We start from the raw sequence: 21,420 nt of genomic DNA, 5'->3' as shown, positions 1-21,420 counted from the left end.
GCGGCGTCGGACCGGTCAGGCGAAGCGACCGCCGCGCTGGATGACCTCGATCTTGTAGCCGTCCGGGTCCGTGGCGAAGAAGAACCGCGCCAGCACCGCCTCCCCGTGCTTGAGCGTCTTCAGGTCTGTGGCGGTGAAGCCCTCGCGCCGGTGCCGGGCGTGCTCGGCCTCGACGTCGTCGACCACGAAGGCGATGTGACCGTAGCCGTCGCCGAGATCGTACGGCTTGTCCCGCCCCTTGTTCACCGTGAGCTCCAGTTCGAACGGCGAGTTCGGATCCCGCAGGTAGACGAGGGTGAAGTCGGGAAAATCGAAACGGTCTGAGACTGCGAGCCCGAAGGCGCGGTCGTAGTAGTCGCGCGCGCGCGCCTCCTCGAGGACGCGGATCATGGCGTGGACGGGCTTGGACATGGGCTGGCGGTTCCGTGCGCACTTCAGCGGCGTGCCGGCCCCCTATGTGGCGCCCCCGCGCCTGCTGAAAAGGTCGGACCTGGGGCGCCCAGCGACGACACCACGCCACAGCGAACATGAAGAGGCGGCAATATATCCGTAAATCTACGAACACTCGTATGCATAGTTTGATGATAGAAACGACATATTAAGCGTTCTAAAGAATGTATTGGTTTCAGCTCGTCCCACTTTTTACAAATTTTATTGCAGATATCGCTGCAAGAGACATGATTTCATGAACACTCAACCGACTATGCCTTGACATTGACATATGATTGGGATCATTTTTACCTCACAAGACGATGGTCGAGGTAGATTTCTCGCCTTCACCAGTCGCCGATCCTGAGTCGAGGTCACAAGACCGTGCTACGCCTGTCCAACATCAAGGTTCTGCCCAAGCTGGTCGCCGTCATCGCTCTGATCAGCGCGATCGTCGGCACGTGCGTCTGGTACGCGCAGTCACGGATGACGACGATCGACGATGGGTACAGTCGCTTCATCGTCAACGAGGCGGCGGCCGTCGCCGAATCGCGGCAGCTCAACCGCCTGGTCGTCGAACTGAACTATTGGGTCTATCGGATCATCGCCGAGACCGAGCAGGGGCAAATGCAGGGGGCCAACACGGGTTTCGAAGCGGCCGTGCCCAAGGTGCGGGAGCTGCTCACCACCTTCCGGGCGCATGCGCCGAGCTTCGCCGACCGCATCGATGGTCAGGCCGCGCGCATCGAGCGCTACCTTCGTGACGTGAGCGACGTGCGCCGGCTCGGCACCGGCAACCAGAACGACCAAGCCCTCGCCCTGGTCCATACGGCGATCGACCCGGTCTTCTCCGGTCTGCTCACCGACGGAAACACGCTCGCGGACGACATCATGGCCTACATGGAGCGGGGGTCCGGCGATCTGACCGATCAGACCGACGCCACCCGCCGCGCCCTGATCACCGTCAGCGCCCTTGGCATGCTGGCCGGCCTGATCGCGGCGATCTTCGTCGCGACCGTCGGCATCACCCGCCCGCTCGACCGCCTCGTCTCGGTCCTGCAACGCATGGCACAGGGCGAGATCAACGCCGAGATCAAGGAAGCGGCCCGTCGGGACGAGGTCGGGGCGGTCGGCAAGGCTGTCGAAGGCATCAACGCCATGGTCACCCGGAAAGCCGCCGAGGAGGCGGAGGTGAAGCGACGGGCCGACGAGGCCGCAGCGGTGGAGCGCAAGCGCACCATGCTGGAGCTTGCCGACGGGTTCGAGCAGGCGGTCGGCAGTATCGTCGGGATGATTTCCTCCTCGGCGACCGAGCTGCAGGCCACCGCCCAGACCATGACGGTCTCGGCATCTCAGACGGCGAGCCAATCGACCACGGTGGCGACGGCGGCCGAAGAGGCCTCGGCCAACGTCCAGACGGTGGCCGCCGCGGCCGAGGAGCTGGGCACCTCGGTGCAGGAGATCGGCCGGCAGGTTCTGGGCTCGGCCAACCTCGCCCAGACCGCCGTCGGCGAGGCGGACGAGACCCAGCATCTCGTCCGGGTGCTGAGCCAGGCAGCGACGCGGATCGGCGACATGGTCGGGCTGATCTCCAACATCGCCGGGCAGACCAACCTGCTGGCCTTGAACGCCACGATCGAGGCGGCCCGTGCCGGCGAGGCGGGGCGCGGCTTCGCGGTGGTCGCCGCCGAGGTCAAGGAACTGGCCGGGCAGACCGCCAAGGCCACCGAGGAGATCAGCCAGCAGATCGGGCAGATTTAGGGCGTGACCGGGCAGGCGGTCTCGGCCATCGACATGATCACCGCCCGGATCCGCGAGATCAACGGGGTGGCGACCACGATCGCCGCAGCGGTGGAGCAGCAGGGCGCGGCCACGCAGGAGATCGTCCGCAACGTCGCGCAGGCGGCCACCGGGACGGAGCAGGTGACGACCAACATCACCGGCGTGGCCAGGGCCTCCGAGGAGACCGGCGCGGCGGCGGCCCAGGTGCTCGGGGCGGCCGGCGAGCTGTCGCGGCAATCCGAGCATCTCGGCGCCGAGGTGTCCCGCTTCCTCGGAACGGTCCGGGCGGCCTGAACCCCGTTCAGGCCCCGATCCGGAGCACCTCCGTCCGGGCGCCCGCCTGGGCGAAGGCATCCGGGTCGGCACCGGTCATCCAGACCTGCCCGGGCAGCGCTTCCAGGGCCTCGAACAGGCCGGCCCGCCGGCGGGGATCGAGATGCGCCGCGACCTCGTCGAGCAGGATCACCGGCGCGATGCCGCTCATGACCCGCACCAGACGGGCATGGGCGAGGACGAGGCCGATCAGCAGCGCCTTCTGCTCGCCGGTGGACGCCGTGCCGGCGGATACGTCCTTGGGTCCGTGGCGGACCACAAGATCGCTGCTCTGCGGCCCGATCAGGGTGCGGCCCGCCGCGCGGTCCCGGTTTCGGCCGTTGCGCAGGGCGAGGCGGAAGCGATCCTCCGCCTCGATGGCCGGCCAGACCGCCACGAGGTCGTCGAGATCGCCCTCCAGGCGAATGGAGGCCCATGGGAAGGGCTGAGCGTCGTCCCGGGTCTCGGCGATCAGCCGGTCGAGGCGCTCGGCGGTCTCCCGGCGGGCCAGCGCCACGGCGACGCCCAGTTCCGCCACCTCCCGCTCCACCGCGTCGAGCCAGCGGCCGTCGTCGGGACGGTCCTCCAGCAGCCGGTTGCGCGAGCGCAGGGCCCGCTCCATCGCGGAGACGCGCGCCCCGTGGCCGGCATCCACCGCCAGCACGAGGCGATCGAGGAACCGGCGCCGGTCGCCGGCCGCGCCGCGGAACAAGCCGTCGAGGTCCGGCGTCAGCCAGACCACCCGGAGAAACTCGCTGAACGCCACCGGGGAGGAGGCCGGCGCTCCGTCGATGCGGCAGAGCCGGCTCGTGCGGCCGTCCGGTCCCGGCGGCTCCAGCCCGGTCCCGAGCCGGTGCTCGGCACCGTCCCGGCCGAGGGTCAGCGACACCGCGAAGCCGCCCGGGCCGCCGGTGCGCGCCATGGTGGCGAACTCTGCCCGGCGCAGGCCGCGGCCCGGCACGAACAGGGAGATCGCCTCCAGCAGGTTGGTCTTGCCGGCACCGTTCTCGCCGACGAGCGCGACGAACCGGGCCTCGGGGGCGAGTTCGAGTTCGGCGTGGTTGCGGAAATCGCGGGCGATCAGGCGGGTGACGCGCAGATCCGACTCGTTGGGCTCGATCCGCGCAGCGAGGACATCGCTCATCGGTGACCCCGGACGTCGAGACGCACCGTGTTCGAACGTCTCGTCCTACCTGACATCCATCCAACCACCTCATCCTGAGGTGACCGCGTCAGCGGACCTCGAAGGAGAACTCCGGAACCCCTACCACCATCTGGAGGCCTCCTTCGAGGCCTCCGCGACGCTCCGGCGCCTCAGCATGAGGGCGAGAACGGGCGATGCCGCGGCCGGCTCAGACCCGCATCGGCATCAGCACGTAGAGTGCCGGCGCGCCCTCGCGGTCCTGGATCAGGGTCGGGGAGCCCGGGTCGGCGAGCTTGAACAGGGCGGTGTCGCCCTCGAGTTGCGCCGTGATGTCCAGCAGATAGCGGGCGTTGAAGCCGATATCGAGGTTCGCGGCCTCGTAATCGACGTCGAGCTCCTCGGTGGCGCTGCCCGAATCCGGGTTGTTCACCGAGAGCGCGAGGCGTCCCTCGCCGAGCCCGAGCTTCACGGCGCGGCCGCGCTCCGACGAGATGGTCGAGACGCGGTCCACGGCCTTGGCGAAGGCGTCGCGCTCCACGGTCAGGCGCTTGTCGTTGTTGGCCGGGATCACCCGCTGGTAGTCCGGGAAGGTACCGTCGATCAGCTTCGAGATGAGGGTCAGCCCGTCGGCGAAGCGCAGGCGGATCTTGGCCGGCGACAGGTCGACCGCAACGGTCTCGCCGCCGTCGTCGAGCAGCTTCTGGATCTCGGCGACCGCCTTGCGGGGCACGATCACGCCGGGCATGCCGACGCTGCCCTGGGGGGCCGGGATCTCCACCCGGGCGAGCCGGTGTCCGTCCGTGGCCACCGCCCGCATCACCGGGCCGCCCTCGGTCTCCAGCGTGTGCAGGTAGATGCCGTTGAGGTAGTAGCGCGTCTCCTCGGTGGAGATCGCGAACTGGGTCTTGTCAATCAGGCGCTTGAGGTCGGCGCCGGCGATCTCGAAACCGTGGGGCATCTCGCCGGCGGCGAGGTCCGGGAAGTCGCCCTCTGGCAGGGCGCCCAGGGCGAAGCGCGAGCGCCCGGAGCGGATCGTCATCTGGCCGGACTCGCCGCCGGTCTCCAGCGAGACCTGGGCCCCGTCGGGCAGCTTGCGGACGATGTCGTAGATCACGTGCGCTGGCACCGTGGTGGCGCCGGCATCGGACACGTCGGCCGGCACGCTCTCGGTCACCTCGATGTCGAGATCGGTCGCGCGGAGCTGCAGCCCCGACCCCTCCGCCCGCAGGAGCACGTTCGACAGGATCGGGATCGTGTTGCGGCGCTCGACGACCCGGTGCACGTGGCCGAGCGATCTGAGCAGGGCCGCGCGCTCGACAGTGACTCTCATCGCGATACTCGAGTGGTGTGGACGGCGCCGCGGCCGGCATCCGTCGCGGTATATGGCCGTTCAGCTTGGCGAAGGGGACCGGGGAACGCAAGGCCGACACGGGTGCACCGCACAGCGTCGTGGGATCCCACGCCGTGGCCCCATGCGGCGGCCCCATGCGGCGGCCATGCGCTGGACCCATGCCGAAACCGGGGTACCGACCCGGGCAGTCCCGTGCGAAAGCGCCGCAACCGATCTGGAACCCCCGTCTCCGAGACCATGCTGCAGACTGTCGAGACCCCGGGCGCAACGCATCCCGCGCCGAGCGCAGGGCGCATCCTGGCCGCGAGCTTCGTCGGCACGGCGATCGAGTTCTTCGATTTCTACATCTACGCCACCGCGACTGCCCTGGTGATCGGTCCGGTCTTCTTCCCCTCCGGCGCGCCCGGCGTGCAGCAACTCAGTGCCTTCGCGACCTTCGCCATCGCGTTCATCGCCCGGCCCGTGGGCGCGGCCCTGTTCGGGCATTTCGGCGACCGGGTCGGCCGCAAGGCCACCCTGGTCGCCTCGCTGCTGATCATGGGCCTCTCCACGGTCCTGATCGGCTGTCTGCCGACCTACGCCGCCGTGGGCTGGTGGGCGCCGGCGGCCCTCTGCATCCTGCGCTGCGGCCAGGGGATCGGCTTCGGCGGCGAGTGGGGCGGCGCCGCCCTGCTGGCCGTCGAGAACGCCCCGCCGGGGCGGCGGGCGTGGTACGGCATCTTCCCGCAGCTCGGGGCGCCGGTGGGCTTCATCCTGGCCAATCTCGGCTTCCTTGCACTCAGCTTCGGCCTGTCGGCCGAGAGCTTCCAGTCGTGGGGCTGGCGCCTGCCGTTCCTGGGCTCGGCCGCGCTGGTCGGGGTCGGGCTCTATGTCCGCCTGAAGCTCACCGAGACGCCCGCCTTCCGGGCGGCGCTCACGCAGGCGCGTCCGGAACGGGTGCCCTTCGCCACCGTGGTGACGCGGCACGGGCGCGCGCTCCTGATCGGCACCTGCGCGATGGTGGCGGTCTACGCGGTGTTCTACCTCTCGACGGTCTTCGCGCTGGGATACGGCACCGGAACCCTCGGCTACAGCCGGTCGACGTTCCTGCTGTTCGAGTGCATCGCGGTCTGCTTCATGGCGCTGGGCATCGTGGTGTCGGGCGCCGCGGCCGACCGCCTGGGCCGCCGGCCGGTGCTGCTCTCCGGGATGGCCGTGACGTTCCTGCTCGGCTTCCTGATGGGGCCGATGCTGGGCCATGCCGCCGGCACCGGGACGTGGCCCCCGGTCCTCGGGTTCCTGTGCCTCAGCCTCCTGACGATGGGCTGGGTGTTCGGACCGATGGGCGCCGTGCTGCCCGAGCTGTTCCCGACCCGGGTCCGCTACACGGGCGCCTCGGTCACCTACAATCTCGCGGGGATCCTGGGTGCCTCGGGGGCGCCCTACATCGCGCAAGAACTCGCGGCTTACGGCGGAATCGGCTTCGTGGGGCTCTATCTGGCCGGGGCCGCGATCCTCAGCTTCCTCGCCGTCCTGGCGATGCGGGAGACGGCGGACATCTGAGACGGCCGATCGACCCGCTCGCCGAACGGGGCGGCCGACCGGTGCCGTCGCGCGCGGCGCCGCAACGCGATCAGGCGCGCCCCGGTGCGCCCGGCTCGAAGCGGCCCAGAAACCGGGTCCGCTCCCACAGCTCGATCACATTGCGCCCCACCATCGCCCGGACCTGACGCCGCGCCTGGCCATCATCCTCGGCGGACACGATCTGAGCCGAGGAAACGCGTCCGGCACGGTCGAGCATGAACGCCCGGTAGGCGCGGCTCCGGCGAGCCGTATCAGCGGTCAAAGCAAGCATCGGGACCTCCTCCCGCCCGATCGTTCCCGAGGCTGGTTAACCGATCGTTAAGGACACGGGCGGCGCCATCGACCCGGCTCCGAGGGCCGCCGGGCCGTAGTCCGTCCTGCGGTTGCGAAGCCTCAGCTTCGCTTGTCCAGGGGACGGCCCAGCAGGCGGGCGAACTCGGCCTCGATCTCCTCCACCGAGAAGGGATTGCCCGAAGCCTTCTGTTCGGGCTGCCGGGTCGGCGGAGCAGCCGGTGCCACCGGCGGCGCGGCCGGCGCGGGCGTCACCGATGGCGCATCCTGAAACATCGGACCGGCCTTCGGCATCGCCGGCGGAGCCGGAGGGGGCACGGGCGCGGGTGCCGGTGCCGGAGCAGTCGGAGGGGGTGCTGGGCTGAGGCCGGGCGGGGGCTCGGAGGGCCCGACCGGCGGCGCCGGCCTGTCGAGAACCGGGGCGGCGGCGGGAGCGAGGGGTGGTGCGGCGGGAGGCGCGGCAAGCGGCACGGAGGAAGGCCCGGCAAGCGGCGCGGAAGGCGGCGGTGCCGAGGCCATCGCGGCAGCGACCGGGTCGATGCTCTCGGGCGCGGCGGCGGGCCCCTGCGGCGCAGGGGCCGGCGTCACCGCGGAGGACGGACGCGCCAGCGCGGCCTGGAGCTGCCGGGCCATATCCGAGAGCACGGCCGGATCGACGGAGCGGCGATCGGACGGGACCGTCAGGCTCGGCGCCTGCGGCAGCCCCTCGGTAGGGGCATCGACCCGGCGCTCGGAAGCGGGCTCGGGCCGCGCCTCGACCAGCGGCGGGGCGGTCCGGCTGAGGACCCGCCGCGGGTTGACGGGCTCACGGACCGGAGGTGCCGGCTGTGCGGGCACCTCCGCCCGGGATGACTGGGACAGCGGCGACAGGGGCAGGGGCGGAAGGGGTCGCGGCGACAGCGGCGCGGAAATGTCCTGACCCGGCTCGTCGCCGCCGAGCAGGGCGGCGTCGAGCGGCAGGGTCACGGGCGGGCCGGCCGCGGAGCGCGGAACCGGCGACGGCACCACGACGGGCATCGCAAATCCCGGATCGAACAGCGGCTCGGCGCGCCGCGCCGCCATCTCGGGCAGGGCCCGCGCCGGCTCCGGCAGACGCCCCCCCTGCACCATCGGATCCGGAAGCGGCTCGTCCAGGGCGTCCGGGGCCGGCTCGGCGCGCAGCGCCGCTTCGGACAGGGGACGCTGCGTGCGCTGGATGCTGCGCTCGACCACCACGTCGTTGGGGCCGCCCACGAGGAGCAGGTGCTCGACATTGTCGCGACGCAACAGGATGAGCTGCCGCGCACGGTCGAGCTCGTAGACATCGACGATCCCGAGCCGGGGCTGACGGCCGCGACCGCCCGTGCGCCCCGGCAGAGCGAGGCTGCGGCCGGTGAGCCGCCGAACGGTGAACACGATGGCCGCCAGCGCCGCGAAGATGACGGCGAAGATCACGACATACTGCACGATGGGGGAGCCGTCAGAGCCGAACACGGATTGCAGCCATCGCAAGGTTACGCACTCGCACGTTCCGGCCGCCGCGGGTCCGCGCCCGGCATCGGCTCGTGCATATCATGCCGGGGGGGATGCAGGGCAAACGCCGTTAAGTGTTCGTTAACAACCCGTTTCGATTAGCTACGTCAACCGAAAGGGTTGTGGAAGGCGTTCCGAGGTCGTTCCGAGGAACGTTCTCAGGCTGTCCCGCCGGCGTCCGGCGACCGCCTGCCGAGCCGCGCGGTGGCGAAGCGGCGATGCGCCTCCAACCGCTCGCGATCGTAGACCTCGGCCGTGATCCGGCTGTTCGTATGACCTGCGACCTTGGCGGCATCGTCGTTGATCGCGCCGCCACGCCGGCCCTCGGTGATCGCCGAAGCGCGCAGGTCCCGGCTCCACAGCTCCGGCGGCAAGCCGGCAACCTCGCGCACGCGCCGCCAGGTCCGGCGGAAGTCGACGTCGAGCCAGGGGAGGCGGGTGCGCTCGCAGACAATCAGCGGGCCGGTGCGCGCCTCGATCGGCACGCGCGCGATCTCTTGCAGCACCATCGGGCAGAGGCTCAGGTCGATCAGGACCTCGGCGCCGCTCGACCCGCGCGTCTTCGAGGGCGTGTAGCGTAGGAGCCCGTCCTCCCCGATGTGGCGCCATTCGAGGCCGGCCCATTTGCGGTCGCCGTCGACCAGCGAGCACAGCGTCGCATCGCCGAGCGGGTACCACTGGCCGGTCACGTCCCACTGGCGGAGTGCCGTCTCGAACTGGACGGCGTAGGCAAGCGCCAGCGAGGGCCGCTTCAGCGCGTGCGCGGCCGTGATCGCGCGACGCACCTGCTCTGCGTTTGCCACCAGGGTGCGGGCACGTGGTCCCGGCAGCCGCAGTTCGCGGATGTCGTCACGTAGGATCCGGCACTCCCGGTGCCCGGCCACGACGCAGAAGGTCAGCGCCGCCTTCAGGATCGCGAGCCGCATGTGCCCGGCCGCCGGACGGGCGCCGTCGCCGGTCCAGCCGTGATGCCAGCGTTTGACGTGCAGGGCAGTTACGCCCTCGACGCGGATGTCGCCGAGCTCGCGGTCGAGAAGGCGCAGGTAGGTCACGTACGGGTGACGGGTGCCGGGCTTCAGTTCGTGGAAGGGCGACTCGGGGTGGAGCTGATAGACGCGCAGCGCGCTCCCGAGGGTGCCGTCATACGTGTTGCGGGTGCGTCGCAGGCCGTCGAGCCAGGCCAGCATATCAGTCTGCAGGCGCTGGCAGGCGTCGATCAGGAGCTCGGGCGCCGTGATCAGGTGCGACAGCGGTACGCTGGCTGAGGGGTAGCCTCGGCGCTGGGCCTCGGGGGAGGGGAGCCAGTACGCCGCCCAGCCACCGCTGCGTGGCCGGAACTTCAGACCCGGGGCCTTGATCTGCGGCCTGTCCATCCCGCCGGTTCCTCGCGCGTGCCTGAGTCGGCGGGTGGCCGCCCGGCAGGACCATACTGCCGATCGTAAAAGGCTCGAACCGCCGGGACGTAGCGCTTGCCGTAGAGCTTGGCCGGCATCGGAAAGCCGCAGGCCTCGAGCGACGCGACGGTCGCGCACCAAGCGCGCTTGTCCGCCTCATCGGGTCCGACCACCGCCTCGGCGATGTCGCGGTCCGCCGCAAAAAGTGGCAGCTCGTCGAAGGTGAGGGCAGGGCGGCCGGGCTTCGGTGCCCGAGATTTAGTCACGATCCGGGCCTCCCGAAGCAGTAGCTCTCGACCCGCTCCACCTCAGACCGCAGCACCGCCAGCAGCTCGGCCTGACGCTGGCGGGCGTAGTTCTCGGCCGCCCACCGGGTCCGATGCCAGTTCGAGCCCTCGCCGGCGAGATACCGGTATGCCTCTGGATCGCGGATGCGGCAGCAGTCGCCCTCGATCTCCGCCCAGGCGGCCTCGATCTGGCCGGTGGCCAGCGCGCTCGTGGTGATGAAGACCCGCGTGAGTGGGCTCGTGTCAGCCATGGCCGCCCTCTGCGGGCTTCGGGAACGTGCGCCTCATGCCGTCGCCGGCGGCTGTGAGGAGGCCGTCCGAGAGCCTGTGGACCTCTGGACGATCCATGACGAAGCGGGCGGTGATCGGAGCGCCCTCGATCGCGGAGGCGATCGCGAAATCAACGCCGTCGGGCGCGCTCACGGCATCGATCGTCCAATCGGCGCCGTCGGGTGGGACGAGGCGGAGCTTGCCCATCACGCCATCCCGATCGCTTGAAGGTACAACTCCAGGATAGCCTCCTGCTCCTGGCGCTCGCTGTGATCCTGCTTGCGGATCCGCAGGATGGTGCGCACCGCCATGGCGTCGAAGCCGCGGCCCTTCAGCTCGGCGAACACCTCCTTGATGTCGCCCATGATGCCGGCCTTCTCTTCCTCGAGCCGCTCCAGCCGCTCGATGAACTGCTTCAGCTCGTCGGCGGCCACGCCCTCGGCGGAGGTTGGGCCGCCGGATGTGTTGAGAGCCGCGGTCATGCCGCCACCTGTCCGTGCGAGCCGCCGGCGCCCGCGTCGGCGGCTGTGAACGCGTACGCCGCCCCGCAGAACGGGCAGTAGCTCGGGAGCGGGACCGAGGCCTTCGCACCCCGCGGCTTGAACTTCTCCGTGACGATCGTCACGCAGGTGAAGCCCGGCCGCTCCTTCGTCCCGAAGATGATTGTCGGCTGGATCTCGGTGTTCCGCTCCGCCAGGGCGGCGTTCATCTCACTGACGCAGTCGCAGGCCATGGCGCGTCAGCTCCACACGGTGCGGCCGAAGACGACGGCGGGGCCGGCGATCCAGGGCAGGGTTTCGGGGTGATCGGTGGGGTGCCGATCCAGCCAGAAGGCGCGGTAGATCGCGGTGGCGGCCTCGTTGCGGGGCAGGCGCTTGCCGTGGCCATCCTCGTGGACGAACATGTCGGCCCGGCGCCCCTCGTGGAGGACGGCGACGTGCTCCGGTCTGCCGCCGAGGATCGGCTCCAGCACGTCGCGCAGCTCGGCGAGGCCGGGGTCGCCGGCCATGTCGACGACGCACACGAGCGGATTGCCGGCGGGCTCCAGGACGAGGAGGCGGGTCTTCACGGCGCCACCCCGAGGTCGCCCGCCTCTCGGACGATGGGCGGTGCCCAGGCGCTACGCGCCAAGTAGCGCTCGGCCGCGCGCGCGAACCGGATCTCTCGGACCGCCTCGACGGCCGCTTCAGCCTCGCGCCGCCCGGGCGGCTCCGTCGTCAGGCCCAGCGGCAGCCCCTGCAGAAGCGCTCGGGCCGGATCCCGGTAGGCGGCAACCTGCGCCTCGGTGAAGCCGGCTTGGAACAGGTGGACGACCGTACAGGCGCCCTCCGGACCATTCTTCCGATCGGCCATGACGCGGGCCATGCGGAAGACGTGACGGCCGGCATCGGGCGCGCGGCGGGCGGCGTGGATGAGAGACGGCGACGGCATGAGCGGATCTCCTCAGACGCTACAGGGGATGGTCGACGGGTGATGCGGAGCCCGCGCGGAGGGGGCTCGACGCTTGGTCGGGGGCTTGGCTTTGCCCTTGGTTTTTCTTGGTCGCGGCGCGGCCAGGGCGACCTCCTCGGCCGTCGGCGCGCGCCAGGTCTGCGACCATTCCGGCCCGAACAGGCCGTCGTTGCCGGGCACGATCAAGCGTAAGTCGATCGCCCGCTCGGCCGCGGCGGTGCGCACGCGCCGGCCGGCCGGCGCCAGGCGGTAGCCGCGCACGCCGTCGGGGCTGACGGTTGCGACCATCACGGCGCCGGCGGCAAGGTCGGCTAGCAGTTGCAGCACGGATCTGGCGGTGCGCTTCTTTGGCAGCACGACAATCGCCGGCTCAGCTGCGACGGGGCGCGGGGCCTCGGGCTCGCCGGCCCCGTTCCACTCGGCGTCGGTGGCCGTCCAGGACCGGCGACGCGCCTCAGCCCGCACTTGTAGCTCGACCTCAGCGATCCAGCCCTCGATGCGAGCCGCTACGTCCCGGCCGGGCGGAACGAGGTACGTCCAAGCCTCGTCCGCGGCCCGCAGGCGCGGGAACGTCCTGCGCAGGCCGACGACGAGCCAGAACTGGCACGGCAGGCTCAACAGGAAGCCGCGGACGTCCTCGGTGACGCCGATCGGGACTGCGCCGGGCGTCATGCCCGCCCCGCTGGATGCTGGATCTCCGCGAAGCTCTGTGTGAAGGCCTCCGGCCCGTCCCGCAGGCGGACGAGCGCGCATTCCTGGATCGAGGCCAGCGCCCCGGGCAGGAAGCTTGCGGCGAGCGCGGCATCACCGCGAGAGATCGTCATCAGGAACGCCGTCAGCGCGTGGGCCGCGGCCATGCTGACCTGTGGCCAGATGACCTCGACCGGGATCTCCCGATCGGTCATGTCGGCCGTGCCGCCAACGATGGCCTCGGCGGCCTCGATCGCCATGCGCAGGCCGATGCCGGATGCGTTGTCCCGGGCGATCTCGGCGGCGTGACGCTGGCGAGCTTCGGCAGCTGCGGACTTCACGGCGTCGCGGTTCGGGGTGAGGCTCATGCCGCCAGCTCCCGGACCTGCGGGCGCCGCGGCGTCGGCGGGAACTGCAGCCCCATCCGACGCGCCTCGCTCGACACGTTGGCGAGTGGGCGGCCGATCGCGGCGCAGACAACGTCGAGCGTGTCGCCGGCCTGGAAGGCGCGCAGCAGGGTCGCCCGGTCCTCCTCGGTCCAGCGCAGGCGCTGCTTGAACCCGAGCTTGCTCGCCTTGCTGGCCACGCCGGGAACGTTGCGGCCGAGCTCTTCGGCGATCTCCCGGACCGGACGCTTCTCGGCATAGCGCCGACGCAGTAGCGCGAGCTCCTCGTCGGTCCACGGGGGAGTGGCGCGGTTCACGCCCATCTTGTGCGCGAGGCGCACGATCGAGTTGTTGCCTCGCTCGTATCCCTTCGCCTTCAGCTCAAGACGGATCGCCTCGAAGGTGCGTTCGGCGTCGAGGCCGGCGCGCACGATCGCCTTTTCGGCTTGTGTCCAGTTGCGGATACGAGAGCCGGACACGCCGAGCGCGATCGCCCGCATCTGGATCGCGCCGCGATTGCGACGGTAGCCGGCCTGAGCGAGCCTCAACCGGATCGCCTTGATCCGTTCACCGGCCTCGTAGGCCTTCCGCAGGATCTCGTCCTCGGCTCCAGTCCACAACGGCGCGGCGCGCTCACTGGTCAGGCCCAATGTCTGAGCGTGCTGCGAGATCGAGCCGAGCGAGCGCGATTTGAAACCGGCGGCGATCAGCTCGGCCCGGATGACGGCGAGCGTCGTCTGCCGTGCGTACCCGGCCCGGACCACGGCGTCCTGCTCGTCGCACCAGCCGCTCGGATGCTTTGGGGCCGACGGCGCGATGATCACTGCCGGCGCCAAGCCTAGCGCCTCGGCGATGATCGCGCGTCCGGCCGCCTCCAGTGCGTAGCCCTGCATCGGCCGCGTGACGATGGCGACGCCGAGCGGCTGCAGCTTGGCTCGGACGCGCCCGACCCACGTCTGCACCGTGCGCTCGCCGGCGTCGTCGTCGAACCCACTGATGCAGCGCAGGAGCGCCTCGGGCGTGACGTAGCTGCCCTTGGTGTGGAACAGCGCCGAGAGCACGCCGCTCTCGCGCTCATCGAGCTTCCATGACAGTGGGAAGGCGACCTTCGGCGCGAAGGCCTCCTTAAGCTGGCGGATCTGTTCCTCGAGTTCCTCGATGCGGGCGCGCAGCGCGGCGGTCATAGCTCGTATCCCTGCAGGTCGGCGTGTGCCAGGAGCATTGCGACTGCATCACCGGAGGCAATCGCCTCTTGGGCGCGGTCGATCGACGCCTGCATCAGCGCCGCGGCCAGGCCGCCGTTCTCCACCTGCCGGTAGAACGGGATCAGACTGGCGACGCGGACCATCTCACGGGGGAGCGCGGCGGCGAGGGTGTCGGCCATCACGCGGCCGCCTTCGATGCGTGTCGGTAGGTGGCCCTCGTCTGCGGATCGAAGGCGTAACCCTGCCCCCAGACGGTCCGGATCTCGACGCCGAACGGCTTCAGCTTCTTGCGGATCTTGCAGACGAAGACGTCGACGATCTTTGGCTCGACCTCACCCTCAGCGCCGGCGCGGTCGCTGTAGAGCGCCGCCATCACCGTGTCCTTCGTCGCCAGTTCGCGGTTCACGAGGGCGCCGAACACGCGCGTCTCCTGCTGCGTCAGACCCCACTCCACGGGCAGCCGCGCGCAATCGATGAGGATCGCCTCCAGGAAGGCGATGCGCTCGCGCAGGAGCAGGTTCTCCTGCTCCACCACCTCAAGCCGCCGCTCGACGTCCATGGCTCCGTACCTTTCTGGTAGTGCGGAAGAGGATGGCGGCGAGCGCGCGCCACCGCGGGAGGCGCTGGGCGACCGCGAGCACCACGGCATCTTTCTCGGCCTGAGGGCCCATCGAGCGGATCGTCGTGGCGATGTCGGCCGCCAGCACCGCGCCGGCGTATTCCGGGGCGAACAGCATCGCCTCGACCGCCTTCAGGAACGCCGCGGTGACCGGCGCCATACGCGCCTCGACACAGACCTGCAGGACCTCGCGGGCGCCCCGGGCGTATCGTCGGTTGACGAGGCTACGAAGGGCCTCCACCGCCATCGTGTCGCCGATGAGCCAGCGGTCGCTCTGCGAGGCGTAGCGGACGACGCGGGCACCGGCGCGCTGGCAGACGCGGTCGATCGTCAGTGCGGTCTCGTCGCCAGCCGCCACCAGGGCGTGGTGCATCTGCGTGCCGGTGATCTGCAGGCGGTCGCGGTTGTGCCGGACGAAGGACTCGGCGCGGCTCTGTCGGTCGGCCGCTTCGACGATCAGCACCGGGATCTCGCGGATCTCCGGGTGCGTGGCCGCGGCGATCGCCGTGTGCTGGCCGTCGATGACGTGCAGGCCCTCGTCCGTCGACACGACGATCGGCGGCTTGAACGCGCGCCAGCGCCAGCTTGCAACGATCCGGCGGATGAGCTCGACTGACTGTCGGGACAGGTCCCGCTGATAGGTCTCGTCGACGAGGAGGTCCGTTGGCGACACGAGCGTCAGGCGCGGCGCCGGGCCGAGCGCCTGATCGGGCTCGATGTCCGGGAAGTTCAGGGCGGCGATCGGTCTGAGTTTGGTCACGCGGCGCGATCCTTTCGTTGCTCCCGCTGGTCGAGCTTCGCGAGCGCCGCGATCTTCCGTGCCGTCGCCCGCCGGAGCTCCGCCTCCAGCACCGGGATCAGCAGGATCCCCAGGACTAGGAAGAGTACGAGGACGCCCATGACGGGGGCGCGAGCGGTGGCGGGGCCGTTCATTCCGCGGCCTCTCGCAACGGTGGCCGCGGCACACCCTCGCGTTCCATCTTCCGGATCGCGTGCAGCATCGTGGTGTGGTCGCGGCCACCGAAGAGCCGGCCGAGCCGCGGCAGGGACAAGTCGGGGCGGACCTCGCGGACGGCGGCGATCGCCGCGTAGCGGGCGCGGACCACGTCGCTCGTGCGGCCGTCGCCCACGATGTCGGCGTGGGTGAAGCCGAAAGCTTCGGCGACTTGGGCGATGATGCGCTTTGGCTCGCGGGCCATCTGCTCCGGATCGAGGACCTGGAACACGAGCGCATCCATCGCGGCCACGGCTTCCAGCTCTGCCTGCCGGCGCGCCTCGGTCTCGCGCGCTTCGCGCTCACGTTGAGCCTCGGCGAGCGCGCGGGTACGGAGCGTCTCAGGTCGCGGCGCTACGGCCCGCGGCGCCCACATCCGGGCCTGCAGGGCGCGGTAGTGGGCCTGGAGCGCGTCGGCGCTCTCGAACTCCGGCGCGGGCGTGCCCTGGCGCAGCATCAGGACCTCCCCTCGGCGCGGCGCTGCTGCTCGACGTGAGAAGGCGGCGTGGTGCGGTCGAGGCCCCGGCGGACCCGTCCGGCGGTCGCCGCCTGAAGTGCGCCGAGCGCGTCCAGCAGCTCGTGGCTGAGGCGCGGTGGTCCTGCCGCCAGCAGGCGGTTCACCGTGCGCAGCGCGGCGAGCAGCACCGCGTCGTCGTCGCTGCGCGGATGGTCCGGGCGGAGGCAGGGCAGCAAGGCGACGTGCGGTCCGTGCTCCGGATCGGGCGCGCCCAGTGCCTTCACAACGGCGTCGCACTCGCCACGCGGGAGGGCGATGGTGAGCAGCATGGTTTGACCCGGCGCCCGGGGATCGAGATGGGCGAGCACGCCCAGGAAGGCTCGGTCGCTCACGAGATCACCCCCACCGGCATAGGATCGTAGGACGGCAGCTCGGCGTGGTGGACGAGTGTGAGGCCGGCGGTGGAGCGGGCGAGGACGGCGCCGGAAGCGTGCAGGTCGAGGACCGCGACACGATGCCGGAAGGCGCGCGCTTCGGGATGATCCAGGTGCAACAGAGCGAGGCCGCCCGGCCGGCGGTCAATCCAGTCGATGATGTAGAGGCTGGCGCCCGTCATCGCATCGGGGACGACGCGGCGGCCGGCGAGTGGATGCCCCTTGGCGTGAGGCATGTCAGTTCCTCCCGGCTTTGCGGGCAGCCATCACAGGCCGGGGCGTGAACACGACCGCCCGATGCTCGTCGCACCAGGAGCCGTGCCGGTTGGAGGCATCGATCGTCGTCGGCCGGCCGCAGAAGCGGTGCTCACCCCGCACCAGGGCGGTGGGGAACTTGCAGCGGCAGAAGCCGAGATCGTCCAGGCGGTAGGCGTCGAACTCCGGCCGGCCCGGAATCAGGACGGGCGCCGGCTCGGGCGCGGGCTGGCAGCGGGCGCGGGCCGCCATCACAGGTCCCGCACATCGATCACGCCGCGGCGGGACAGGACGGCGCCAGTGGCGCGATCGCGCACCAGCCCATCCATGCCGCGGGAGGTCCGAAAGAAGGTCGAGCCGACCATCGGGCGGGTGGGCGCCTTCGTCCCGCGCTCGCGCTTCTCCACGCGGCGCTGCTGGGCGATCTTGGCCGCGTCGGCGGCGTAGGCAGCCCGGTGGCAGGGCGTGCACCAGACTTCGCAGTTGTCGAGCGTCGGACGCCCGCCCATGCGGTCGGCGACGATGTGGGCGAACTCGTAGTGGCCCGGGTGAAGGGCACACGGGCAGCGGTTGCCCTCAGGGTCGACGTGCTCGCAGCGGGCCTGGGCGCGCTCCAGCGCCGCCTCACGGACCCGGTTGGGGAAGTTCATGCGCAGCGCCCGCATCACCGCCGCTCCGTCCGATCAAGGAACAGGCGGCGCGCACTGGTGAGGCGAGCGATGCCCGCCTCCAGCATGTCGGCGAGCGCGCGGGCGTTGTCGGCCGTGTCGGCGGCCTTCCGGCCATCCATCGCTTGGGCGACGCCAGCAATGAGGTCGAGGCCGCTGTAGACGGTACGCTCGGCCTCGGAGCGGGCCACGCGGGCGATGAGGGTCGTGGCGGCCATCAGAACGCACCTTCGCGGGCCGACAACACGGCGATCAGGCCGTTCAGGGCGAACTTCGTCAGTCCGGACGGGCCGATCGTGTTGCGGACGCGCCGGAGGGCGGAGGCGTCGACCTCGCGCTCGTCCCGGCCGCTGGCCCAGGCCTCGTTCAGCTCGCGCTTCCAGAAGCGGCCGTGGGCGCGGGCGTAGCGAATGAGGGCCGTCAGCTCGGCGACACCGAGCGTCGAGAGGATGGCGGAGGCCTGTGAGCGGGCGGTCATTAGAACGCACCCCCAGCAGCGCGGAGCTCGCGGACCACGGGTGCCGCGCGCTGGTCGAGATCCCGCAGCGCCACCGCCGCCGTGCGCAGATCCGCGAACACCGGATCGACCAGGATCTCGCCGACGTGGACGCAGACGATCTCAGGCCCGCCCTCGCCCCTCAGCTCGGTGCAGTAGAAGCCCTCACCGAAGGCGGGACCGAGGATGGTGCCGGGGATGAGGGAGCCGTCAGCACAAGGACGGCCGATGCGGGTGCCGCGGGGAAGAGCGGGCGCCATGTCAGCGGCTCGCCTGGTACGCACGGACGTGATCGGCGATCAAGCCGGGAGCGAAGCACACGGCGAAGATGCCGAGGGCGATCAGCAGACTGGTTGCGACCTTTACGGCCGCCGAGGCGTGCTGGAGGACGTCGAGGTAGGTGGTGAGCACCGGGGCGGCTCCGTCGCGAGTGACGATGGAGCTATCGTATGCTGTAAATCTACCGCGTCAACCGGTTTCGCTGTAAAAATACCTCGCTTGATATCCACACTCGTGCACACGCGGCAAATTGCCTGTTCTTGCTTTGTTCTACTTGCGGGAGCTCGATAGCGTTAACGCAGAGTTGAGGAGCGCCCATGGCCCTAAAGCCCTTTATCGTCCACGGTGTCCAGCTGTTCGTTGCCGAAAAAAGCAGAGTGGCTCAAGGGCGCTGCCTAGAGGCCGGGAGCGCGGCTGAAGCCTGCCGCATCGCCGAGGAGAAGGTCCGTGTGGGCCGCGCGATCGGCGCGGCCGCCTTCACTCGAACGGTCGTGGATCCAGACTACGATGACGGTGGAGAGCCAGTGACGCTAGCAATCTTCGGAAAGGTACCGCCGGGGCTGGCGGATCAGTTACCATTCTGACCGAAGTGCGTCGGGCCGGTCGGAACATCGAGCCTGTAGTCTACTTGGCACCCGAGATCAGGAATAAGTCGCCGCCTGATAAAGTGCTGCTGTCTGCAGCAACGCAATCGTAAGCTGACGACAACACGCTCGCAGGATGAGACAACCAAGACCATGACCGAGCGGCGAGCGATCCCCCGTCACGCCATTATCCTTCCCGCTTTGTGCTGGCGCGCTGACGGTTCCGAGTTCCACGCCGTCACGATCGACATCTCGGCCGAAGGCATCCGGATGCGCTCCGCGACCATCCCGCCGATGGACGCGCAGCTCGGCTGCTCGATCCGGGGTGTCGGAGCGATGGAGATCCGGGTCGTTCGGACCGGGACCGTCGATTTCGCCGTGCGCGTCATGGGCCGGGGCGCTACGCCTGGAGACGTGGTGCGCAGCCTCGTCAGCTTGGCAAAGCTGCAGGCGCCCGCGTCGGAGGAGGTACGCGTTCATCGCCGCGTCGTGCCCAAGCGCAGGGTCGTGCAGGTCGCGTTGGAGGACGGCACGGGTGTTCCCGCGCGGATCGTGAACTTGTCAGCCTCGGGCGTCGCGTTGCAATTGGACGCACGGTTGGAGGTCGGCCAGGTGATCGTGGTCGGGCGGCAGCGGGCCAAGGTCGCGCGTCGGATCGATGGCGGCGTGGGGGCGGCCTTCCTCGCGCCCCTCGATGAAGCGACGGTCGGCGAGCATACGGTACTCTGACGGCCCACCGGGACGGATGCCGCCGAGGCTGGCGGACCATCCGCGGTTCCGAAGTCCGCAAATCAGCCAGCGACTGAAAAGCCGGCGCGACGATCACCGCTTGGCACGTTTTGCGCGATACACGGGTTTTCAAGCGGTCGCAGCTGGTGTGCGATGCAGTTTCTCCGGGCCCAATGCCCACGATGCGGTTTTAGGTTCCGGGTCATCCTGTTCGATCGCACCAGGACGATACAGGTATTGAACTCGACATGGCGCGAGAGCTGCCACACTCGTCCGGCCTCAAGTGAACCATGGATGTGCGGCGACCTGCGAGAGGCGGCGCGTACCGTCGAGGAGACGTCGGCTGAGAACGACGCGGGCAGGCCGGCGTTGTGTTCCGAGCCCTTCAGCGATGCTAGACTAGGACTGCCGCTTCGCCATGACGACGACACCTAACCCCAAGACCTGCGAAGCGAAGATCGACGGCGTCTGGCGCGCCATGACGTTGCCAGAGGCAGCGGCGCACCACGCGATGGCCGTCACGCGATGCCCAGCATGCCACGGGCGTGTCTCCATCCATCGCAACTACACGGCGCGGGGTGGGCTGAGCTTGGCGCATCGCAAGGGCTTCGACGGCTGCCCACTCTTGCCGGGCCGGTTCAACGGCACGCCGTCACTCCATCCGCAGGCGCTGGCATAGCCTCGAAGCCGATCGTGCTGGCGCTCTTCGTGAACGTACCGCCGGGGCTAGCGGATCAGCTATCGTTCAAGCCGTCAGCCCTCATCTCGTGCCGCCATCGTTGTTCCTCTGCTTGCAGCGCCATCCGACGAAGCAAGCGGGGACGTCGATCGACGGCTCGTAGGCCGGCGCGCCGGTCTCGTCCTGCCGACAAGCGCCGCTGTTCTCGTGAACCAACTCGTAGACCAGATCGCTCGAAGCCAATTCTACGTTTCTCGACTGCGCGACGAGCGACTTCAGCGCAGCGCAGGTGAAGGCTCTGGTATCGACCCTGCCTTGTGCATCCGCACCAGTCGCGGCGCTGAGTGCGAGGGCGATCGCGACTGCATTGGATATTGAGCGCATGACGTCCTGCGAGGTTGCGGGCAAGGCATCCATCGTGCGCGTCGGCGCGTACGGTGGCTATGCCCGACAGCGCGGCATAGGTACGCTGGCGACCTTCGGAAGGGTGCCGGTAGGACATGCCGGATCAGCTGTCGCTCTGACTTGGCCAAGCCATAGCTCGCGTGGCACGCTGCGCCCATGCTCGCCGCCGCCGCCGACACATGCGAAGTGAAGAGCCACGGCGTCTGGATCGCGGTCAGCCTGGACGTGGCGGCCATCGTCTATGGCAGGGCAGCCCACCGGTGCCCCACCTGCCATGGGCAAGTGGTGATCCTCGGCCGCACCGACGCCTCGGGGACCATCCGGGTGATGCGCCACCAGCAGCCGCACCGCGGTTGCCCGCTGAGCCCTGATACGTTCTCCGGCAGGCGGTCCGAGCATCCGCAACCGCTGATTTAGGCGCGGAGCCTGTGACGCTGGCGATCTTTGGGGAGGGTGCCGGCGGGGCTAGGGGATCAGCTACCCTTCTGATCATAACGCCACCATGCTGGCGGCGCCGGGCGGACCGTGTCACGCTCGCTAAATGCCGAAGCGCGTTCATCAGACCTGTGAAGTGAAGGTCGACGGGGCTTGGCGGTCAGCGACCGTCGAGGAGTGTCAAAAGGCGTTGGAACGGGACCCCGGATCGGCATGCAATTGGGACCCCTTCGCAAGCTAGGTGCGGTGCGGCTGAGCTGATCCGACGTCCAGCTTTCGCGGCGTAGGCGCTGGCCTCAGACGCGGTTCTTGAAGCGC

Annotated in this window: 34 protein-coding genes and 1 pseudogene; 6 read left to right on the top strand and 29 right to left on the bottom strand. The window is 69.9% G+C overall.

Features of this window, described 5'->3' with window-relative positions; genetic code table 11:
• Positions 1–15: 15 nt before the first annotated feature.
• The gene (locus MKK82_RS06560; protein WP_238287432.1) at positions 16–411 is read right to left on the bottom strand and encodes a VOC family protein; all 396 of its coding nucleotides are present in this window, start codon (positions 409–411) and stop codon (positions 16–18) included.
• A 402-nt stretch (positions 412–813) separates the two neighbouring features.
• On the opposite strand from MKK82_RS06560, the pseudogene MKK82_RS06555 reads away from it, so the two are divergent.
• A pseudogene (locus MKK82_RS06555) lies at positions 814–2,505 on the top strand (methyl-accepting chemotaxis protein).
• A gap of 7 nt (positions 2,506–2,512) precedes the next feature.
• Here MKK82_RS06555 and recF read toward each other — a convergent pair.
• Both recF and dnaN read right to left on the bottom strand, forming a co-directional pair.
• Positions 2,513–3,667, bottom strand: a complete 1,155-nt coding sequence (gene recF, locus MKK82_RS06550) for a DNA replication/repair protein RecF (protein ID WP_238287425.1) — start codon at positions 3,665–3,667, stop codon at positions 2,513–2,515.
• A gap of 208 nt (positions 3,668–3,875) precedes the next feature.
• The gene (gene dnaN, locus MKK82_RS06545) at positions 3,876–4,997 is read right to left on the bottom strand and encodes a DNA polymerase III subunit beta (protein WP_238287424.1); all 1,122 of its coding nucleotides are present in this window, start codon (positions 4,995–4,997) and stop codon (positions 3,876–3,878) included.
• A 258-nt stretch (positions 4,998–5,255) separates the two neighbouring features.
• Between dnaN and MKK82_RS06540 the strand changes: the two genes are divergently transcribed.
• Positions 5,256–6,560: an MFS transporter gene (locus MKK82_RS06540; protein WP_238287418.1), complete on the top strand. Its 1,305-nt coding sequence runs from the start codon at positions 5,256–5,258 to the stop codon at positions 6,558–6,560.
• A gap of 70 nt (positions 6,561–6,630) precedes the next feature.
• Here the strand turns inward: MKK82_RS06540 and MKK82_RS06535 are convergent, their stop codons facing one another.
• The 25 genes from MKK82_RS06535 to MKK82_RS06415 form a co-directional block, all read right to left on the bottom strand.
• The gene (locus MKK82_RS06535; RefSeq protein WP_238287416.1) at positions 6,631–6,852 is read right to left on the bottom strand and encodes a hypothetical protein; all 222 of its coding nucleotides are present in this window, start codon (positions 6,850–6,852) and stop codon (positions 6,631–6,633) included.
• Positions 6,853–6,974: 122 nt separating this feature from the next.
• The gene (locus MKK82_RS06530) at positions 6,975–8,345 is read right to left on the bottom strand and encodes a hypothetical protein (protein ID WP_238287414.1); all 1,371 of its coding nucleotides are present in this window, start codon (positions 8,343–8,345) and stop codon (positions 6,975–6,977) included.
• A gap of 197 nt (positions 8,346–8,542) precedes the next feature.
• Positions 8,543–9,757 (bottom strand): integrase, encoded by a 1,215-nt coding sequence (locus MKK82_RS06525; protein ID WP_243985035.1) that lies wholly within the window; start codon positions 9,755–9,757, stop codon positions 8,543–8,545.
• Positions 9,758–10,040: 283 nt separating this feature from the next.
• The gene (locus MKK82_RS06520) at positions 10,041–10,316 is read right to left on the bottom strand and encodes a hypothetical protein (protein WP_243985032.1); all 276 of its coding nucleotides are present in this window, start codon (positions 10,314–10,316) and stop codon (positions 10,041–10,043) included.
• On the bottom strand, positions 10,309–10,542 hold the full coding sequence (locus MKK82_RS06515; protein ID WP_243985030.1) for a hypothetical protein: 234 nt from the start codon (positions 10,540–10,542) through the stop codon (positions 10,309–10,311). The genes MKK82_RS06520 and MKK82_RS06515 overlap by 8 nt, the downstream gene beginning before the upstream one ends.
• Positions 10,542–10,817 (bottom strand): DUF2312 domain-containing protein, encoded by a 276-nt coding sequence (locus MKK82_RS06510; RefSeq protein WP_243985028.1) that lies wholly within the window; start codon positions 10,815–10,817, stop codon positions 10,542–10,544. The genes MKK82_RS06515 and MKK82_RS06510 overlap by 1 nt, the downstream gene beginning before the upstream one ends.
• Positions 10,814–11,068: a hypothetical protein gene (locus tag MKK82_RS06505; protein ID WP_243985026.1), complete on the bottom strand. Its 255-nt coding sequence runs from the start codon at positions 11,066–11,068 to the stop codon at positions 10,814–10,816. The genes MKK82_RS06510 and MKK82_RS06505 overlap by 4 nt, the downstream gene beginning before the upstream one ends.
• A gap of 6 nt (positions 11,069–11,074) precedes the next feature.
• Positions 11,075–11,404 carry a hypothetical protein gene (locus MKK82_RS06500; protein WP_243985024.1) on the bottom strand — a complete coding sequence of 110 codons (330 nt, stop codon included), beginning with the start codon at positions 11,402–11,404 and terminating at the stop codon, positions 11,075–11,077.
• A complete protein-coding gene (locus MKK82_RS06495; protein WP_243985023.1) occupies positions 11,401–11,766 on the bottom strand; it encodes a hypothetical protein in 366 nt (121 codons plus the stop codon). The genes MKK82_RS06500 and MKK82_RS06495 overlap by 4 nt, the downstream gene beginning before the upstream one ends.
• Positions 11,767–11,778: 12 nt before the next feature.
• Positions 11,779–12,459, bottom strand: coding sequence for a hypothetical protein (locus MKK82_RS06490; RefSeq protein WP_243985021.1), 681 nt, complete (start codon positions 12,457–12,459; stop codon positions 11,779–11,781).
• Positions 12,456–12,845 (bottom strand): hypothetical protein, encoded by a 390-nt coding sequence (locus MKK82_RS06485; RefSeq protein ID WP_243985019.1) that lies wholly within the window; start codon positions 12,843–12,845, stop codon positions 12,456–12,458. The genes MKK82_RS06490 and MKK82_RS06485 overlap by 4 nt, the downstream gene beginning before the upstream one ends.
• Positions 12,842–14,047: a helix-turn-helix domain-containing protein gene (locus tag MKK82_RS06480; RefSeq protein ID WP_243985017.1), complete on the bottom strand. Its 1,206-nt coding sequence runs from the start codon at positions 14,045–14,047 to the stop codon at positions 12,842–12,844. Before MKK82_RS06480 ends, MKK82_RS06485 begins: the two co-directional genes overlap by 4 nt.
• Positions 14,044–14,247, bottom strand: coding sequence for a hypothetical protein (locus MKK82_RS06475; protein WP_243985015.1), 204 nt, complete (start codon positions 14,245–14,247; stop codon positions 14,044–14,046). Before MKK82_RS06475 ends, MKK82_RS06480 begins: the two co-directional genes overlap by 4 nt.
• Complete coding sequence (locus MKK82_RS06470) at positions 14,247–14,627, bottom strand: helix-turn-helix domain-containing protein (protein WP_243985014.1); 381 nt, start codon at positions 14,625–14,627, stop codon at positions 14,247–14,249. The genes MKK82_RS06475 and MKK82_RS06470 overlap by 1 nt, the downstream gene beginning before the upstream one ends.
• The gene (locus MKK82_RS06465; protein ID WP_243985012.1) at positions 14,605–15,447 is read right to left on the bottom strand and encodes a DUF6551 family protein; all 843 of its coding nucleotides are present in this window, start codon (positions 15,445–15,447) and stop codon (positions 14,605–14,607) included. Before MKK82_RS06465 ends, MKK82_RS06470 begins: the two co-directional genes overlap by 23 nt.
• On the bottom strand, positions 15,444–15,620 hold the full coding sequence (locus MKK82_RS06460) for a hypothetical protein (protein ID WP_243985010.1): 177 nt from the start codon (positions 15,618–15,620) through the stop codon (positions 15,444–15,446). The genes MKK82_RS06465 and MKK82_RS06460 overlap by 4 nt, the downstream gene beginning before the upstream one ends.
• A complete protein-coding gene (locus tag MKK82_RS06455) occupies positions 15,617–16,138 on the bottom strand; it encodes a helix-turn-helix domain-containing protein (protein WP_243985008.1) in 522 nt (173 codons plus the stop codon). The genes MKK82_RS06460 and MKK82_RS06455 overlap by 4 nt, the downstream gene beginning before the upstream one ends.
• A complete protein-coding gene (locus MKK82_RS06450; RefSeq protein WP_243985006.1) occupies positions 16,138–16,530 on the bottom strand; it encodes a hypothetical protein in 393 nt (130 codons plus the stop codon). The genes MKK82_RS06455 and MKK82_RS06450 overlap by 1 nt, the downstream gene beginning before the upstream one ends.
• A complete protein-coding gene (locus MKK82_RS06445) occupies positions 16,527–16,808 on the bottom strand; it encodes a hypothetical protein (protein ID WP_243985005.1) in 282 nt (93 codons plus the stop codon). The genes MKK82_RS06450 and MKK82_RS06445 overlap by 4 nt, the downstream gene beginning before the upstream one ends.
• Position 16,809: 1 nt before the next feature.
• On the bottom strand, positions 16,810–17,079 hold the full coding sequence (locus MKK82_RS06440) for a hypothetical protein (protein WP_243985003.1): 270 nt from the start codon (positions 17,077–17,079) through the stop codon (positions 16,810–16,812).
• Positions 17,079–17,492 (bottom strand): HNH endonuclease, encoded by a 414-nt coding sequence (locus tag MKK82_RS06435; protein ID WP_243985001.1) that lies wholly within the window; start codon positions 17,490–17,492, stop codon positions 17,079–17,081. Before MKK82_RS06435 ends, MKK82_RS06440 begins: the two co-directional genes overlap by 1 nt.
• Positions 17,492–17,713 carry a hypothetical protein gene (locus MKK82_RS06430; protein ID WP_243984999.1) on the bottom strand — a complete coding sequence of 74 codons (222 nt, stop codon included), beginning with the start codon at positions 17,711–17,713 and terminating at the stop codon, positions 17,492–17,494. Before MKK82_RS06430 ends, MKK82_RS06435 begins: the two co-directional genes overlap by 1 nt.
• A complete protein-coding gene (locus MKK82_RS06425) occupies positions 17,713–17,973 on the bottom strand; it encodes a hypothetical protein (RefSeq protein ID WP_243984997.1) in 261 nt (86 codons plus the stop codon). Before MKK82_RS06425 ends, MKK82_RS06430 begins: the two co-directional genes overlap by 1 nt.
• Entirely contained in the window at positions 17,973–18,251 is a 279-nt protein-coding gene (locus tag MKK82_RS06420; protein ID WP_243984996.1) for a hypothetical protein, read from the bottom strand. The genes MKK82_RS06425 and MKK82_RS06420 overlap by 1 nt, the downstream gene beginning before the upstream one ends.
• A gap of 1 nt (position 18,252) precedes the next feature.
• Positions 18,253–18,402 carry a hypothetical protein gene (locus tag MKK82_RS06415; protein WP_243984994.1) on the bottom strand — a complete coding sequence of 50 codons (150 nt, stop codon included), beginning with the start codon at positions 18,400–18,402 and terminating at the stop codon, positions 18,253–18,255.
• 185 nt (positions 18,403–18,587) lie between these two features.
• Here MKK82_RS06415 and MKK82_RS06410 point away from each other — a divergent pair, with 185 nt between their 5' ends.
• The 3 genes from MKK82_RS06410 to MKK82_RS06400 all read left to right on the top strand — a co-directional run bounded on the left by MKK82_RS06410 (position 18,588) and on the right by MKK82_RS06400 (position 20,262).
• Positions 18,588–18,854 (top strand): hypothetical protein, encoded by a 267-nt coding sequence (locus MKK82_RS06410; RefSeq protein ID WP_243984992.1) that lies wholly within the window; start codon positions 18,588–18,590, stop codon positions 18,852–18,854.
• A gap of 153 nt (positions 18,855–19,007) precedes the next feature.
• Positions 19,008–19,583, top strand: coding sequence for a PilZ domain-containing protein (locus MKK82_RS06405; protein WP_243984990.1), 576 nt, complete (start codon positions 19,008–19,010; stop codon positions 19,581–19,583).
• 418 nt (positions 19,584–20,001) lie between these two features.
• Entirely contained in the window at positions 20,002–20,262 is a 261-nt protein-coding gene (locus tag MKK82_RS06400; protein ID WP_243984988.1) for a hypothetical protein, read from the top strand.
• 81 nt (positions 20,263–20,343) lie between these two features.
• On the opposite strand, the gene MKK82_RS06395 is transcribed toward MKK82_RS06400, so the two are convergent.
• A complete protein-coding gene (locus MKK82_RS06395) occupies positions 20,344–20,679 on the bottom strand; it encodes a hypothetical protein (RefSeq protein ID WP_243984986.1) in 336 nt (111 codons plus the stop codon).
• A 144-nt stretch (positions 20,680–20,823) separates the two neighbouring features.
• On the opposite strand from MKK82_RS06395, the gene MKK82_RS06390 reads away from it, so the two are divergent.
• Positions 20,824–21,084: a hypothetical protein gene (locus tag MKK82_RS06390; RefSeq protein WP_243984984.1), complete on the top strand. Its 261-nt coding sequence runs from the start codon at positions 20,824–20,826 to the stop codon at positions 21,082–21,084.
• The last annotated feature ends 336 nt before the right edge of the window (positions 21,085–21,420 follow it).

The organism is Methylobacterium sp. E-046 (genome assembly GCF_022829625.1).
Taxonomy (GTDB): domain Bacteria; phylum Pseudomonadota; class Alphaproteobacteria; order Rhizobiales; family Beijerinckiaceae; genus Methylobacterium; species Methylobacterium longum.
Note: the sequence above shows the minus strand (reverse complement) of the source record. Positions and strands in the feature narration are given on the sequence as shown.